Annotated in this window: 12 protein-coding genes; all 12 read right to left on the bottom strand. The window is 43.8% G+C overall.

The features are described from left to right. Positions 1-12 precede the first annotated feature (12 nt). Positions 13-735 carry a molecular chaperone gene (locus ACMHLI_RS18610; RefSeq protein WP_413530750.1) on the bottom strand — a complete coding sequence of 241 codons (723 nt, stop codon included), beginning with the start codon at positions 733-735 and terminating at the stop codon, positions 13-15. 11 nt (positions 736-746) lie between these two features. Continuing rightward, entirely contained in the window at positions 747-3,299 is a 2,553-nt protein-coding gene (locus tag ACMHLI_RS18615) for a fimbria/pilus outer membrane usher protein (RefSeq protein WP_413530751.1), read from the bottom strand. Positions 3,300-3,361: 62 nt separating this feature from the next. Beyond that, positions 3,362-3,925 (bottom strand): fimbrial protein, encoded by a 564-nt coding sequence (locus tag ACMHLI_RS18620; protein ID WP_413530752.1) that lies wholly within the window; start codon positions 3,923-3,925, stop codon positions 3,362-3,364. A gap of 337 nt (positions 3,926-4,262) precedes the next feature. After that, entirely contained in the window at positions 4,263-5,204 is a 942-nt protein-coding gene (locus ACMHLI_RS18625; protein WP_413530753.1) for a LysR family transcriptional regulator, read from the bottom strand. 407 nt (positions 5,205-5,611) lie between these two features. After that, a complete protein-coding gene (locus ACMHLI_RS18630) occupies positions 5,612-6,562 on the bottom strand; it encodes a LysR family transcriptional regulator (RefSeq protein ID WP_413530754.1) in 951 nt (316 codons plus the stop codon). Between the two features lie 262 nt (positions 6,563-6,824). After that, positions 6,825-7,811 carry a fimbrial protein gene (locus ACMHLI_RS18635; RefSeq protein ID WP_413530755.1) on the bottom strand — a complete coding sequence of 329 codons (987 nt, stop codon included), beginning with the start codon at positions 7,809-7,811 and terminating at the stop codon, positions 6,825-6,827. 15 nt (positions 7,812-7,826) lie between these two features. Beyond that, positions 7,827-8,507: a molecular chaperone gene (locus tag ACMHLI_RS18640; protein ID WP_413530756.1), complete on the bottom strand. Its 681-nt coding sequence runs from the start codon at positions 8,505-8,507 to the stop codon at positions 7,827-7,829. Positions 8,508-8,756: 249 nt separating this feature from the next. Further along, complete coding sequence (locus ACMHLI_RS18645; protein ID WP_413530757.1) at positions 8,757-9,284, bottom strand: fimbrial protein; 528 nt, start codon at positions 9,282-9,284, stop codon at positions 8,757-8,759. Between the two features lie 22 nt (positions 9,285-9,306). After that, positions 9,307-9,831 carry a fimbrial protein gene (locus ACMHLI_RS18650; protein ID WP_413530758.1) on the bottom strand — a complete coding sequence of 175 codons (525 nt, stop codon included), beginning with the start codon at positions 9,829-9,831 and terminating at the stop codon, positions 9,307-9,309. 22 nt (positions 9,832-9,853) lie between these two features. After that, a complete protein-coding gene (locus ACMHLI_RS18655) occupies positions 9,854-10,372 on the bottom strand; it encodes a fimbrial protein (protein ID WP_413530759.1) in 519 nt (172 codons plus the stop codon). A 22-nt stretch (positions 10,373-10,394) separates the two neighbouring features. After that, on the bottom strand, positions 10,395-10,910 hold the full coding sequence (locus ACMHLI_RS18660) for a fimbrial protein (protein WP_413530760.1): 516 nt from the start codon (positions 10,908-10,910) through the stop codon (positions 10,395-10,397). A gap of 248 nt (positions 10,911-11,158) precedes the next feature. Beyond that, the gene (locus ACMHLI_RS18665; protein WP_413530761.1) at positions 11,159-13,810 is read right to left on the bottom strand and encodes a fimbria/pilus outer membrane usher protein; all 2,652 of its coding nucleotides are present in this window, start codon (positions 13,808-13,810) and stop codon (positions 11,159-11,161) included. Positions 13,811-13,843 lie beyond the last annotated feature (33 nt).

The following is a 13,843-nucleotide window of genomic DNA, read 5'->3' on the forward strand; positions in this document are numbered from 1 at the left end:
ATTTGCTGCCCGCTAAAATTTCAAAGACTGATGCAACACTGGCGTTTCGCCACCAAAATCATTGATCGCAGAGTAATTCAATGTACCTGTTTTCCCGACAACACCCGCGGGCAGTGCATAACGGGTTTCACCTTTCGCCGGAACCATCGCGTTTTTATCAGCTAACGGTATTGGTTTTCCCCCGGCCGTGACACTTAACTCGGAGAAACTGGCATAATATTCGGTCGGATTTTTCGCGATAAGCCAGATTTTTCCATCCTGACTGCTGACATACCACTGTAATTTATTAATGGTATCAGCGGGTCTTTCTTTTAGCGCGGTAGGTCGAATAAAGACTTTCAGACGCGTTCGTACGGCGACCTGCAGCTGATTACCCTCGACTTTGCTTACCGGCGGTATCTCCTGGATCCACAGCCAGTAAACGGATTCGCGATCTTGCTGCACTTTGCCCGGCACAATCACCATGCGTAATTTACCTTCGCGCCCCGCGCCGATTTTAAATAACGGCGGTGTGAGGATCACCGGCAGATTCTTATCATTACCTTTTTGATCCTCAACCCAGGATTGGACCAGATAGTCATGGGTTTTATCGTCGTTGAGTAACTTAATAGAGGTCTCTTTATCACTTTCCAGTGCGATAACCCTTGTCAGAGCCGGCCGTACTGCCGCTGAAGCTGCATTCGTTAATAATAGAAGGCTCATCAATACTGGCACTGCAATGTTAGTCAATTTCATACATTCCTCTGTTAGCGACAAATCGCATTAACTTGTTGATACCAGGGTTCTGACTGGTCTTTGGATAAAGGTAAAATAAACTGACACTGGGTGTTGTTTTCCATTGTCAAATGCAGGGCTGAATCTCCATCATCCAAAACACCATTGAGATACAGCAGCCCGTTATCGGCCACCATGCCGATCTGCTCCTTGCCTTGCCATGCACTGGCACCAAAAGGTGCCGGTTTACCGTCGGGCATCGATAGCATGACGATTGCCCGGCGCCCGACTTTGGTCTGAAAGCGGCGGACAACGACAGCGCCGTGGGTAGGGATGACGTTTTCACCGCCATCAACCAGTTCGACATTATCCGCAGCGTGACGCGTATCAAGTGACAATGAGTTATCACGGTAAGCCGATATCGAGGGTACAACAGCACGTCCCCAGCGATTGGTCGATACTCCCGGCTGCCCTTCCACACTGATGTTCTCCGCCCCTGGCGTTTCAATGATGGCAATGGTATCTCCCAATTGCTGGGAGAGCACGACCCCCTGTCCATACGCCACTACGCCGCCCGAAATCCCGGCTGAATACTGATTGCCGCCCTGGCTTGCACTTGCGCTGGCATTCATATTTGCCATGCTATTGCGATAAGCCAGTGAACCCGCCGGTGAATAACCGTTGCTGTCGTGCTGCGCCGAGAGTGAATAGTTCAGGGCGCTGTCCAGCTCAGTGCCGGATACGGTCGCCATCTGCGATCCGCCAGAATGGTTACTGCTGTTGGTGCTATAGGAGAGATTGCGGCTGCGTTTTTCCCCCATATCCAGTGGCACAGAGAAATTCAATGACAACTGGCGATCAGGGCTGTTGCCCGCGGACGAGTCATCTCCGGAATTAGCCTGATAGCTATAGCTCACATTCACATTGACGGCCCGGACATTGAAGCTATACCCCATAGTTAAGGACGTATCTTTCACGTTTGAGTCATAATAACTGTCTTGCTGTAACGTGAAATAACCACTGCCAAATTTGCCTAAGCCTTGATTTACAGTGGTTTGAATTTCATTTTTACGATGATACCGCGTCTCCTCATCCCCCCATCGCCAGCCCGCGTATTCGGGAAAATCCATAAAATCCTGGGTTTGATAGCGATATCCCATAACTTGCAGAGAGGTATCCGAGCTGTCGAACCGCCTCGCATAAAGCAGACGTAACGCCCGGCCGCCGTCTCCCACGCTCTCAGCCTGAGTGTAGTTCTGGTTGCTCCGATTTCCATCACTCGTTGACTGATGTTGCTCCAGCGCCCAGTCCAGCGAAACACTCCCCAGCACGCCCATATTGAACGCGCTGCTCAGCGCCATAGACTGATAACCTTCCCCCATGACCAACAGGTCACTGAGGGTTAATTGATCCCAGCCGTACTGTAAACTTCCCTGAGCAACCATTGGCTGATAAGAAATGCCACTATCGCGATAACGGCCTCCGCTGATACTGTAACGCCAGGTGCCTGGACGCAGCATGTTGGGTAGCGACGTATAGGGCACCGTAAAATGTTGCTGGCTACCGTCGCTCTCTTCGACCGTGACGTCTAAATCAGCGCCTATCTGCCCGTTATTTAAGTCCGAAATGGCAAAGCTGCCGGGTGAGACCGTTTTACTGTAAATAATGTTGCCACGCTGGCGGATAACAACGCGCGCATTGCTGCGTGCCACGCCACGTATGACTGGTGAATAACTGAACGTGTCTGACGGCAGCATCTGGGCATTCGTTTCCAGCGTCATCCCGCGTACGGGCAAAATGCCTAAGACGTCACTTGAAGTACTTGCGTACACATCACCGACGGTAAAACGGGATACCAGAGCGGCGACATCTCGCTCAGCATATGCACGGTCGTGGTTTTGCTCCCAACCCCTTTCAGATTTGTTGAAAGTATCAAAACTGTAGAAACGCCAGTTGCCAAAGTTTACGCCTGAATTAAGGCTCAGATAGGCTGTATCACTGCTGGAAGGATCGGTATTCGTATCATGATTTTCAGTATGGTAGACATAGCCGGAGTAACTTAATCTCAGGGCGTTCACCCCGTTGTCCCAAAGCGTAGGGTCAATCATCTCGGTTTGTGTAGAAACATTCATTGCCGCCTGAGGTGCGGTGACAACTAATTGCTGCATGGATTCGTCATATTGAATTCTTGCATCCGGCCATTTGGCTGAAAGGTCATAGCAAACTTCATCGCCATTCTTTGCCAGTTCATTCAGATGGTGATCTAATCCCATTTGATGTAATAAAGCCTGGGTTAAACAAGGTACAGCCCCTTCTCTGCCTTTTACGGAAATAAATTCGACTTTTGTTTTAAATAACATCCGGCCATTGAGAACAATATCTGCCGTTTTGACACCAGGTTCTGTTTGATCCGGATGATAAAACTGTTGTGGGACTGTCTGAGTATCTTTGCGTAAAAAGTCAGCATCGAAGGAAGGGGACTCGGATGAATTTGGTGCAGGAGTATCTTGCGCGTGACTATTAAATGAATAAAAAGCAGACATACATATGATAATAACCATTAACAAATTAGAATGAATTTTCATCAAAATATGTCTGCTTTTGTTATTTAACAATACGAGAACTTAAATTACCGGTAACACAAATATTACTGATAAGTAATATCTACAAACGTTTTTGCGCTAACATTACCCGCGGTCACTGCCGGGGTAGAGGTATTGGCTTTATAAGCCACCTTAAATAAAAGTGAGGTATTCCCGACAGAAAGAGCCTGAGCTTTTGAAGGCGTACCCCCGTTAATATCTACCAGCGTAGAACCGTCGTTTTCCAGAATTGCGATACCAACACCTGATGCAGGCCCGCTGGTTTGGCTATTCTTAAGTATTGAATTATCAATAATATCTGGTGTTCCGCTGAAAGAAACCTGTGCGTTTTTCACCGTAGTCGTATCACAATCTTTAAGATCGATTGTGAAATCTTTCATACCTGCATAACCACCTGCTGAAGCGAACGAGGATGGGGTTACTGAGGCTAATGACATCACCGCACCATTAGCAGAAGTACCGCCGTTAAAGCCGCTAAGGGTGCACGCAGAAGCTACTACCTGACCATTAAAGGTAATATCACCATCTGAAGCTGATGCCAGCGTGGTATAGCCCGTAGCAGAGAGAAAAATGAATGCGGGTAGTGATTTAAGAACAAAACGTTTCATTATATAGTCCAATGTTGATCATTATACATTCGACACACCATTTAATGTGCACCAGTATTATTCCAGAGATATCAGTATAATCCAAATAATATCAATTAACATTTAGCCACACTGAAACCGTAATTTAGAAAAATTTAATCAAGATCTTTATTTCTAAAACACTTCCATTAAATCAACACATTCAGAAAGCATGAAAATCGCACACCACATTCATTAACTATATGAATCGACACCATAATGAGTGATTTCGTAAATACAAGAGGAGGGATACTGAGGAATGAGACAACAAGCTTATTATATTTTAGACTGGGCATCGCCCAGTCATGTCGAATGAATATCAGATGTTTTTATCAGGGCCACGCATATAACCCTGCATCGTTTTTACAACACGGGAAAGCTCCGGGTTTTTCACTAAATTTTTATGATATGTCATGTAGGTTTCAACTATTGGCAAAACAAAGTCACATGTTAATATTTTAAGATTAAAACATTCTGCGAATTTCTCAGCAAACCAGTCAGGAACAAAACTGATATAATCTGAAGATTCTGTCATACCCAGAATAGTGATAAGTGAACTACTGCTGTAGGCAAAGTGTCTTTTTACGAAGAAGTTTTCAATAAGTACCTGAATGTTTTTCACGGCATCCGTTTCATTCAGCAAGAAGGTCGACATTTCATTTTTCATATCTTCTCGTAACAGTATGTCACCGATGCGTGGATGACCTTTACGGCAAACGGCAACAGCCTGAGCGGAGTCGAAAACCTCCGTAATGGTTGAAAAACTATAATAGGGAGCTGAATCAAACACCAAATCGGCTTTACGGTAGGTCAAAACATCCTCCGTAGAGTCCACCATTCCATCAGAACTGATATGCTTTATACCACAGTGTAAACCGGCATCTTTTAACGCCAATGCAAGTGATGGCATGACCCGAAGTGCTGTAAATGGCGTGCAATAAATCGTCACCTGGTTGAACGCGGCAGGTTCAGAAATCAGCAATTGTTCAAAAAGCAATCCGATGTTTTCGCTGATGCTTTCATGTATTTTGTCGGCAAAACTGGTCGGAGAGACCCCTTTCCCCTCACGGATAAAAAGCGGATCATTAAAAAAGATTCTGAGTTTTTGCAATGACTGGCTTATCGCCGAAGCTGTGACACCCAGAATTTCCGCGGCACGAACACCACTGCCGCTGATGTAGACTGTTTCAAATACCCTCAACAGATTTAAATCGAAATCTTTGAGTTTGTGCAGATTTTCAAGAACATTTGTGTCTTTCACAACTCCTCCCTAGTTTATATACACAGGTTTCATCGTCCCTAAGTATCGGTGGAGTTATAAGAAAAAGCCAAATTATTGAAGAAGATAATTAACCAGAGTAGGTAAGTAACCGGAAGTGGTAGCACTCCTCGCGTTTACGGCAATAAAACAGCCTGGCAAAAGCAAGGTTTACGAGGTGTCATACAGTCCAGCATCTCCAGGGACTTTTTTTGCCCGGAGACAATCGTTAACTTAACATTCGCATTCTGAACAATACCGATATTTTTATAATGATCGGAATGTGGTGCCATACTGTTTAAACGCATCAGCAACCGTAGTGCCTGCGAGACAATCAGTAATATTGACTGACAAAATTAAGTATGAGGATACAAATTCTGTTGCTTAAAATAAGGAGATAATCTACAGAACTATTTTGATGCAACTCTAATTTCGTCTTTTTGTGCTTGTTCTAATGCTTTTATCAAGGAGTTAAAGTTGTCATTACACATTGATGATTTATTGTAAGTCATATAGGTCACAACAGGGTCAGTGACCATTGCCGACTGAAGAATGCGAACATCAAAACTTCCTGCGACCTTTTCCGCAAACCATCTTGGCACATAACCTATGCAATCCGTTTTCTCCACCATGGCCATCGTCGCCATGACAGAGCTGCTGCTAAACAGAAACTCACGGTCACCGTAATATCTGTTTATTTGGGTTTGAGTCAGATGTAACATGTCGGAATCTATTGTCAGGAAAGTCGACTTTTCATTTTGAACAGCTTCAGGTGTTAATACATCGGCCAGCCTTGGGTGATCGTTCCGGCAAATTGCCGCCACACTGTCTTGCAGATAGGCTTGCGTTACCGTCGAAAAACTGTAATGCGGATTGGTATCAAAAACAATGTCTGCTTTGCGGTAACTAAGTAAATCCTCAGTAGAGCCAATCATATCGTCTGAACTGATATGGGTAAATTCAAAGTCCAGCCTTTCACGTTGTAGTATATTGACCATGTTAGGAAGAATACGAGTCGCCGCATAGGGCGATGAATAGATAATGAATTTTCGCGAGTTTTCCTGCCCCGAAAATTCACTTAAGGTATTCACAATTCGCCCGAACCCCAAGCCTATCTGTTCATGCAGGTTGCTCGCTACCGATGTAGGAGCGACGCCCTTTCCGTCACGTACAAAGAGCGGATCCGAAAAGTAATTGCGCAATTTTTGCAAAGACTGACTGACGGCTGAAGGGCTGACACCCAGCACGGTTGCAGCTCTCATCCCACTTTTGTAGGTATATATTGTTTCAAACACCACGAGAAGGTTAAGATCAAATTCTTTTAAACTTTCGATATTATCTATGACGTTATTTTCTTTCATTGTAACTATCCGTTATCATTTATAGTAAAGCTCTAGATTTGCTCAAGGCAATGAAATATCAGGATGTAAATGAATATAATTGATTATGGGTAATATTAGTGACACACGCTGTTCTGCATCACGTTTTATATTACCCATCAAGTAAGTCATAAATAAATTCCGATAGGGTATGACATTATTTTCCAAGCAAAAAAACAACCTCATCTTTATCTTAAAATACTTTAATAATGATGGCAGAGTATTACTCGTTTATGGGCGTTATTTACTCATATGTCATAGTCAGATAAGCCACAGCACTCACCTTACCCTCCGTGATAGCTTTCTGAGTCTGATAAATACGCGTAGCCAGATTAATACTTGCAGTTGTTGAGGAGGAAGTTACCAATAACTTTTTAGTACCAAAACTCACAGATTCTCCCCCAGAATAATAAAGTTGTACCCCAAACCCGGTCGCAGTCCCAGTGCCGGATGTTGGTTTAATAACTGAGGTCGCTCCGGAAGAATCTTTGGTAGCATCAATGGTTGTGGATATCTTCGTACCCGAGTAACAGTTCAATGGAATGGTGAAATCCTTCCAGGCACTTGCTGAACCCACGCCAGTAAAAACGGTGCTACTTATGCTACCAAGATCAACATTGACTGAAGATGCCACATTACACCCTACTATAGTGGCTATAAAGGTCGTATTGCTGAAGGTAGCCTGGTTTGTTAACAAAGAACCGTAATACAAGTTGGCGATTGGAGATGGGAATGAGGTGCGACCACTCTTATAAGCCCCCGTGCTCCAGAACTCGACTTTATATTCCGATGCAGGAATATAATTCATATAGTTATTGAAGTTATCAACAGTCGATTTTCTTGGCCAATCTAGATATTGCATATTTCCGCCAAGGGTATGACTGTTTGAATAGTATACTCTTATACCTATTCCAGGTATGCCTGTGTCATAAATGCTGTATCCAGCAGAAGATAGCTTAATAGCATTTGCATATCCGACTTCCGTTGTAACCGAATCGCTCATTGTAAAACCGGTGGAGGTACATGTTACGTGAGTTTCACCACCATTAATCCATCCAGAACTCCATAAGAGAGTACTAGTAGGAAGGTCTCCACGAATTCTCACGGTAGAGGGGAGAACAATTGTTGTTGAATTAGCTGAATATCCGCTATCAAAAGAACATTTTGATGCATATGCACTAGGAAAACCCGAGAGCAAAAATAAAGCCAAAATAATAAATATTTTATTCATAATACGCCTCAATATTTACAATGATTTTTCTTGGGTTTGTGTTTTCTCACCTGAGTCTTGAATCGCTTGCCAGGTTATGATTTTGGTACTTTTTTTATTTTCTGGGACTTTTAATAATAAGGCGTTTCTCGGGGGTACCATTTTTGCGTCTTCTACCTCTTCGCCATTGAACTTCAACGAATAAAAAGATACATAAAACGGTGTGGGATTAGTCACTTTAAGCTCTTTCCCATTAACACTGAAAGTTATTTTTTTATAAGCCTCCTCTGGGTCTCCATCTAAACTTTTAGGACGATAAAATAATTTAAGCCGTGACTTTACGATCAGTTGCAAAGAGTTTTTTGTATTCTTATCATCCACACTCGGTATTGCTTTAACATCCAGCCAGAATTGGGACTCGCGATCTTTAGGTAAATTATCACCCGTCTTTATAATTCTTAATGCATGTTCTTCATTACCTCCACAACGAAATAAAGGAGGGACGATAGTAAACGGAGGCCTTACACCAGAATCAGATTCCACCCAAGACTGAACTAAGTATGTATCCGTTGCAGCGGTGTTTTTAATTGATAATGAAGCTTCTTTATCATCAAAGTTATAAATAACTCTGGTTGCCTCCATCTGCACACCAGCCATGACTGAACTGGACACTAAAGACAACATACTGACAAATAACACAGGGATGATTTTTTTCATAATTTCAGCTTTGATTTATTCACTGTGACAAGATGATTATTTCATTCATTATAGCACTGAGATAATCCATGGAAATAACAGCAATGGTATTATTAGCACCATCACGCTCTATCACGAATGTATCCTGATGATAACTCTAAAATTATTTCAAAAATAAGCCTGGTCATATCAAGAATTAATTAATACTAAATACCCATAACAATATGATTCAATGGGCATAGTATAAGGGAGGCAAATTCGCCCCCTTATTTATTGGAAGTCAAAAGATAACTCCATTACCCCTGAAACACTACCCGATGTGGCTTCACCCTGCGGTGATGTCATCCTGCCCTTCAGATCCATTTTTGCCTGATGCTGCGAATCTACTGTTAAATTACGCACGGAATTGTTGCTTAGCCGCGTGCCAGTATCATCTGCAACTTCAATCGCGACACGTTCACTGGTACCTGTGTTTTTAAAAAAAACAGGATAATCAGGATCTGACGTGCCTGTAAAATGCACGACAACTTTCGTTGTCGTAGATGGGCATTCTGTCAAATTGAGCGAAAAAGCTGTCCAGTCAGTAGCATCGCCTGCACTGTGTAGGCGATTGGTATAGACCTTACCTAGATTGACGTCTCCCTTGACAGTATCCGGTGTAATGGTACAGGGAGAAGCCAATACGCTACCGGTGATGGCCAGTTCGCCATCACCATTGGCTAATGCCATCAGCGGAATATTCATTACAAAAAACACGGCTGAGTAGACCAGAAAGAATACGACTTTGTTCGTTTTCATAACCGCTCTTCCTCTGAAAACTTTATTTGTAAGTGAAAGCAACTGAGATTGCCGCACTGACTGCACCTGGCGCCACGGAACCAGCTTTGGTGTACATGCGTGCTTTAATCGGGAAAGTAACCTTCCCGCTGGTCACTGCGGTATCACCAAAAGAAGCTCCATTTTTCAGGAATGTTGTGCCGTCAGTTTTAGCCAGTTGAACACTCACAGCAGCTGAGCCACTCCCTGCATTTTTATATCCATTAGTATCATTAGTATCTGCCGTGCCGCTAAATGTAGCGTTGACTGTCGAGGTCGTTGCAGGGCATGAGCTCAGCGTCAGGTTATAAAGTGCAGTCCACGCTGATGAACCGGCGGCGGCAGCCAAAACGGAAGCCTGAACATCGCCGAGCGGTATTGCCAACGTTTTAGTCGCTGCATCAACCGTGCAAGGTGAAGCAACTACATTGCCGCTAACATTAAGCCCTGAATCTGCAGCCATGACAGATTGAGTACACAGCCCACCGAGAATACATGCCAGCAGAGTGGCGGTTTTATTAAAACTCATGTCTATTTTCCTTGACGTAATATTATTTGTAAGTGAAAGCAACTGAAATTGCAGCACTGATGGCACCCGGCGTCACACTACCCTTTGAAGTGTACACTCGAACCTTAAAGGGTATTGCGGCTGCACCGGAAGTTACTGTCTGCGTTAAAGTAGCACCATTCTTTAGATCAGCAGAGCCAGCAGCATCCATTACATGAACACTCGCAGCAGATGATCCTGTCCCGGTATTTTTATACGCAAACGCCGCATTTGTATCGGCAGTACCCGTAAATGTAGCTACAACCTGACTGGTGGTGCTGGGGCAATTGGTTAACTTTATTGTCCCGTTTACCCATGGACTGCCGACATTAGCAGCCGCTAAAGTACTCGCCTGAATATCACCGAGATTTATTGAAAGATTTTTTGATGCAGTATCAACAGTACAAGGCGAAGCAACTATAGTCGCTGTAATATTAATAGTTGAATCTGCAGCCATAACAGATTGGGTACATAGTACACTGAGTATGCATCCAAGCAGGGTGGCAGTTTTTTTAAAAGTCATGCCGATATTCCTTAATGCTAATTTATTTATAGGTGAAATTTACCGAAATTGCAGCACTGACCACACCCGGCGTCACACCACCCTTTGAAGTATACATTCGGGCCTTAAAGGGTAATGCGGCTGCACCTGAAGTGACTGCCTGCGTTAAAGTGGCACCATTTTTGAGATCAGCAGAAAGATCCTTATTCATAATATGAATACTCGCCTGGGATGATCCCGCCCCGGTATTTTTATACGCAAACGCCGCATTTGTATCGGCAGTACCCGTAAATGTAGCTGTAACCTGACTGGTGGTGCTTGGGCAATTGGTTAAATTAATTGTCCCGTCCACCCATGGACTGCCGACATTAGCAGCCGCTAAAGTACTCGCCTGAACATCACCGAGGTTTATTGAAAGATTTTTTGATGCAGCATCAACTGTACAAGGCGAAGCAACTACATTACCGCTAATATTAAGCGATGAATCAGCAGCCATAGCAGATTGTGTACATAACGCAGTGAGTATGCATCCCATCAGGGTTGCGATTTTAAAATTCATGCTAACTTTCCTTTATGTTAATTTCTTTCCAAGTAAAAATTTATGGAAAAACTATTTTTATCTGCGGCTATGGTAGATTGGGTACATCGCCCATTGGCATATATCCCAACAGGATAGCCACTTCTTTAAAATTCATATTTTATCTATCCTTTTCCATAACCTATCCTTGATTAAGTTAAAATATAGTTATTTAAATCCTAATAATATTTATTACAATATAAGAATTTAAATGCTTGGCGCGTTATCTACTATTCGGGAATACACTGCCCTTCTAAAGCCATTAAAGTTTCTTCGGCCTGTTTTTCATTGACCTCGTAATGCACAGTACAGTGCTCATCTGCTTCTTTACCCCACTGTGCTTTAAGTGAGCCTTTAGCGGGCAGACCACTCAAGTATGCTTCACCTTGTTCACCCACAATACCGGCATCCGTGACCTTGTCGTCCACCAGGGCCACCGTGGTACCGAAGGGTACTGGCTTACCGGAAGGGCGCATCATGATCATCATCATGCGATACCCCACGTGTGTGGTAAAAGTAGCTCGAACCACAGCCCCACGGGTTGGCACAACATCTTTGGCGCTTTCATCAATTTCGACGTTTTTACCGAGACTGGTTGCATCCAGACCTACGTTGTTGTGCCTGTAAGGAGTAATATAAGGCAATATGGCATAGCCTGAGCTGTCAGTTCTGACGCCATTGTTATTCCAGATTTTAGTATCCGCTGCACCCGGTGTAGCAACTAACGCTACGGTCTCACCCAGAGGTTGTGAAAGTGTTACCCCTCCGCTGTGGGCAATGACACCCCCTTGCAGACCATAGTTAATCCGTCGTGAATCAGTGGTATAACTGTAACCTATATTGGAATTACCGTATTTCCCCTGATAGTTCAGCGAGGTATTTCCGGTATTTCCCTGGCCTTTATTTCCAAACCCTTCACTGACGTTATAATTAAGGTTACGATCTTCGAGTAACGTGCCATTTAAGCTGGTTTGACGCTGCACTCGGCCATCACTGCCGTGAGTGCTGTTATAACTGACGGTCGCTGACTTCAACCATTTATCTAACGGAATAGAGACATTCAGTGAAATCTGGCGATCTCGTTCCTGTTCGGTTACGTAACTGTCGCTAACTGCAATGTTATAAGAAATACTCTTCCAGCTATTGCTATAACCCCACTGCAACGTCTGCTCTTTGGTATCGTCCCCCCAATAATTCTGCACGCTGGCAGAAAAATAGAATGAGCCCCAATTCTCTGGCAGTGACTGGTTGACGGAGCCTTCAACCCGACTGCGTTTGTGAGTACGGATATCAAATAACGACAGGGTATTCGCATCATCATTGAGGTCGACGGATTCCTGTAAGGTGTAGAAACCGCTGGTTGAATAGCGATACCCCAGTAAACGAAAATCCGTTCCGCTATCTGCGAATGATTTTGAATACAAAAATCTGTATGACTGGCCTTTGGAGACCTCACCTTCCGGCAGATTAGTTTTGGCTTGTGTAATATCGACTGATACTGCACCAAAATCACCGAGATTTTGCCCAAGCCCAACTGCGGCCGAGGTATAATTCTCGCTACCTTGCATACCTCCATAAGCCGTCACCCCGCGGCTGAAACCACGAATCAACGTAAACTGACCAAATTTAGGTGTCGAACCACTATAGCCATTTCGATACTGGCCAGCGGTCAGGCTGTATTTAGTCCGCCCCTCACGTTGCAACATTGGAACTGACGCATACGGTTGGATAAAGGTCTGCTGGCTGCCATCTTGTTCTTTAATCACTACCGTCAAGTCACCACTACCGCCACTTGGATAGAGGTCATTAATTTCAAATGCACCCGGTGAAACATAACTCTGATAAATAGTGTAACCATTCTGAGTAATGGTGACCTGTGCATTGGTTTTTGCAATACCACGAATAATTGGCGCAAATCCCTGCTGGCTATCCGGTAACATATCGTCGTCTGATGCCAACTGGACGCCACGAAATTGCGAGCTGTCAAAAATATCCGCTGGAGAATAGCTGTCGCCCAATGTTAAAAGGGATTTCAACGGCACTATGTTACGCTGTAAATAGGTATTAACGTTCTGGAATTCCCGGACACCATTATTATCGTTCCAGGTTGAATAATTACGTAAACGCCAGGCTCCAAAATTTAATCCAGAACGCAGATTAAGATAATAGCTATCGTCATTGCTACTCTCTCCCCCACTTTTATTCGTTCCGTTAGCCCCGGAGAAGTTATAATCTATCAGCGCAGCTGTTATACCATCATCCCAGTATTTGGGATCGACATAACCCCTGGCAGAACGTGAAATCAGCGCCTGAGGGATACTCAGGTTTAACTTCTGCTTATTAAAATCGAATTCTGCCTTGGCTGAAGGTATTGACAGTAAAACATTGCTACACTTTTCTTCGCCTGTTGGGCCTTTAGTTTTGACGTCTTCGGCTACGACTACAGCAGCATCCTGCGCTGTAGTAGATTTTTTGAAAGCTTCGATAGCGTCCGTTTTTAGGCCGTAACCTTTTAAGTCTTCTAATGTCAGACAAGGGATTAAACCCGTTGCTTGTTCATTACTTTTCGTGCCGACCTGACTTTTATCAGCAACGAACTCTACTTCCCGATGATCGGTTTCTTCGCCATTGATATAAATATCAACGGTGTATTTCCCTGGCAACTGACCACCCGTTGGGGAAGAGAACGCTGATAAATCAGCTACATTACTGCCATCACCCATGTTTTCCAAAAAAGCTGGGTTAAAACTTGAGTCAGCAAAGCAATGTGTCGATAAAATAATAAGTGTCAGGGCACTTAGTTTAAAATATCTATTACTTCCTTTTGATAAAGAGCGATTCAATACAGGCACGCTCTTTTTAGATATTTTTACGGCTTGCATTTTTCTCTCTATCAGCTATGCCGGATAACTACC

It is taken from the genome of Rahnella inusitata (genome assembly GCF_965118895.1).
In the GTDB taxonomy this organism is placed as follows: domain Bacteria; phylum Pseudomonadota; class Gammaproteobacteria; order Enterobacterales; family Enterobacteriaceae; genus Rahnella; species Rahnella inusitata_A.

Excerpts from the sequence above, each read along its gene's own strand:
- ACMHLI_RS18615 (WP_413530751.1), bottom strand. The coding sequence starts at position 3,299 with ATGAAAATTCATTCTAATTTGTTAATGGTTATTATCATATGTATGTCT.
- ACMHLI_RS18640 (WP_413530756.1), bottom strand. The coding sequence starts at position 8,507 with ATGAAAAAAATCATCCCTGTGTTATTTGTCAGTATGTTGTCTTTAGTG.
- ACMHLI_RS18650 (WP_413530758.1), bottom strand. The coding sequence starts at position 9,831 with ATGAGTTTTAATAAAACCGCCACTCTGCTGGCATGTATTCTCGGTGGG.
- ACMHLI_RS18635 (WP_413530755.1), bottom strand. The coding sequence starts at position 7,811 with ATGAATAAAATATTTATTATTTTGGCTTTATTTTTGCTCTCGGGTTTT.
- ACMHLI_RS18655 (WP_413530759.1), bottom strand. The coding sequence starts at position 10,372 with ATGACTTTTAAAAAAACTGCCACCCTGCTTGGATGCATACTCAGTGTA.
- ACMHLI_RS18620 (WP_413530752.1), bottom strand. The coding sequence starts at position 3,925 with ATGAAACGTTTTGTTCTTAAATCACTACCCGCATTCATTTTTCTCTCT.
- ACMHLI_RS18665 (WP_413530761.1), bottom strand. The coding sequence starts at position 13,810 with ATGCAAGCCGTAAAAATATCTAAAAAGAGCGTGCCTGTATTGAATCGC.
- ACMHLI_RS18610 (WP_413530750.1), bottom strand. The coding sequence starts at position 735 with ATGAAATTGACTAACATTGCAGTGCCAGTATTGATGAGCCTTCTATTA.
- ACMHLI_RS18660 (WP_413530760.1), bottom strand. The coding sequence starts at position 10,910 with ATGAATTTTAAAATCGCAACCCTGATGGGATGCATACTCACTGCGTTA.
- ACMHLI_RS18645 (WP_413530757.1), bottom strand. The coding sequence starts at position 9,284 with ATGAAAACGAACAAAGTCGTATTCTTTCTGGTCTACTCAGCCGTGTTT.
- ACMHLI_RS18630 (WP_413530754.1), bottom strand. The coding sequence starts at position 6,562 with ATGAAAGAAAATAACGTCATAGATAATATCGAAAGTTTAAAAGAATTT.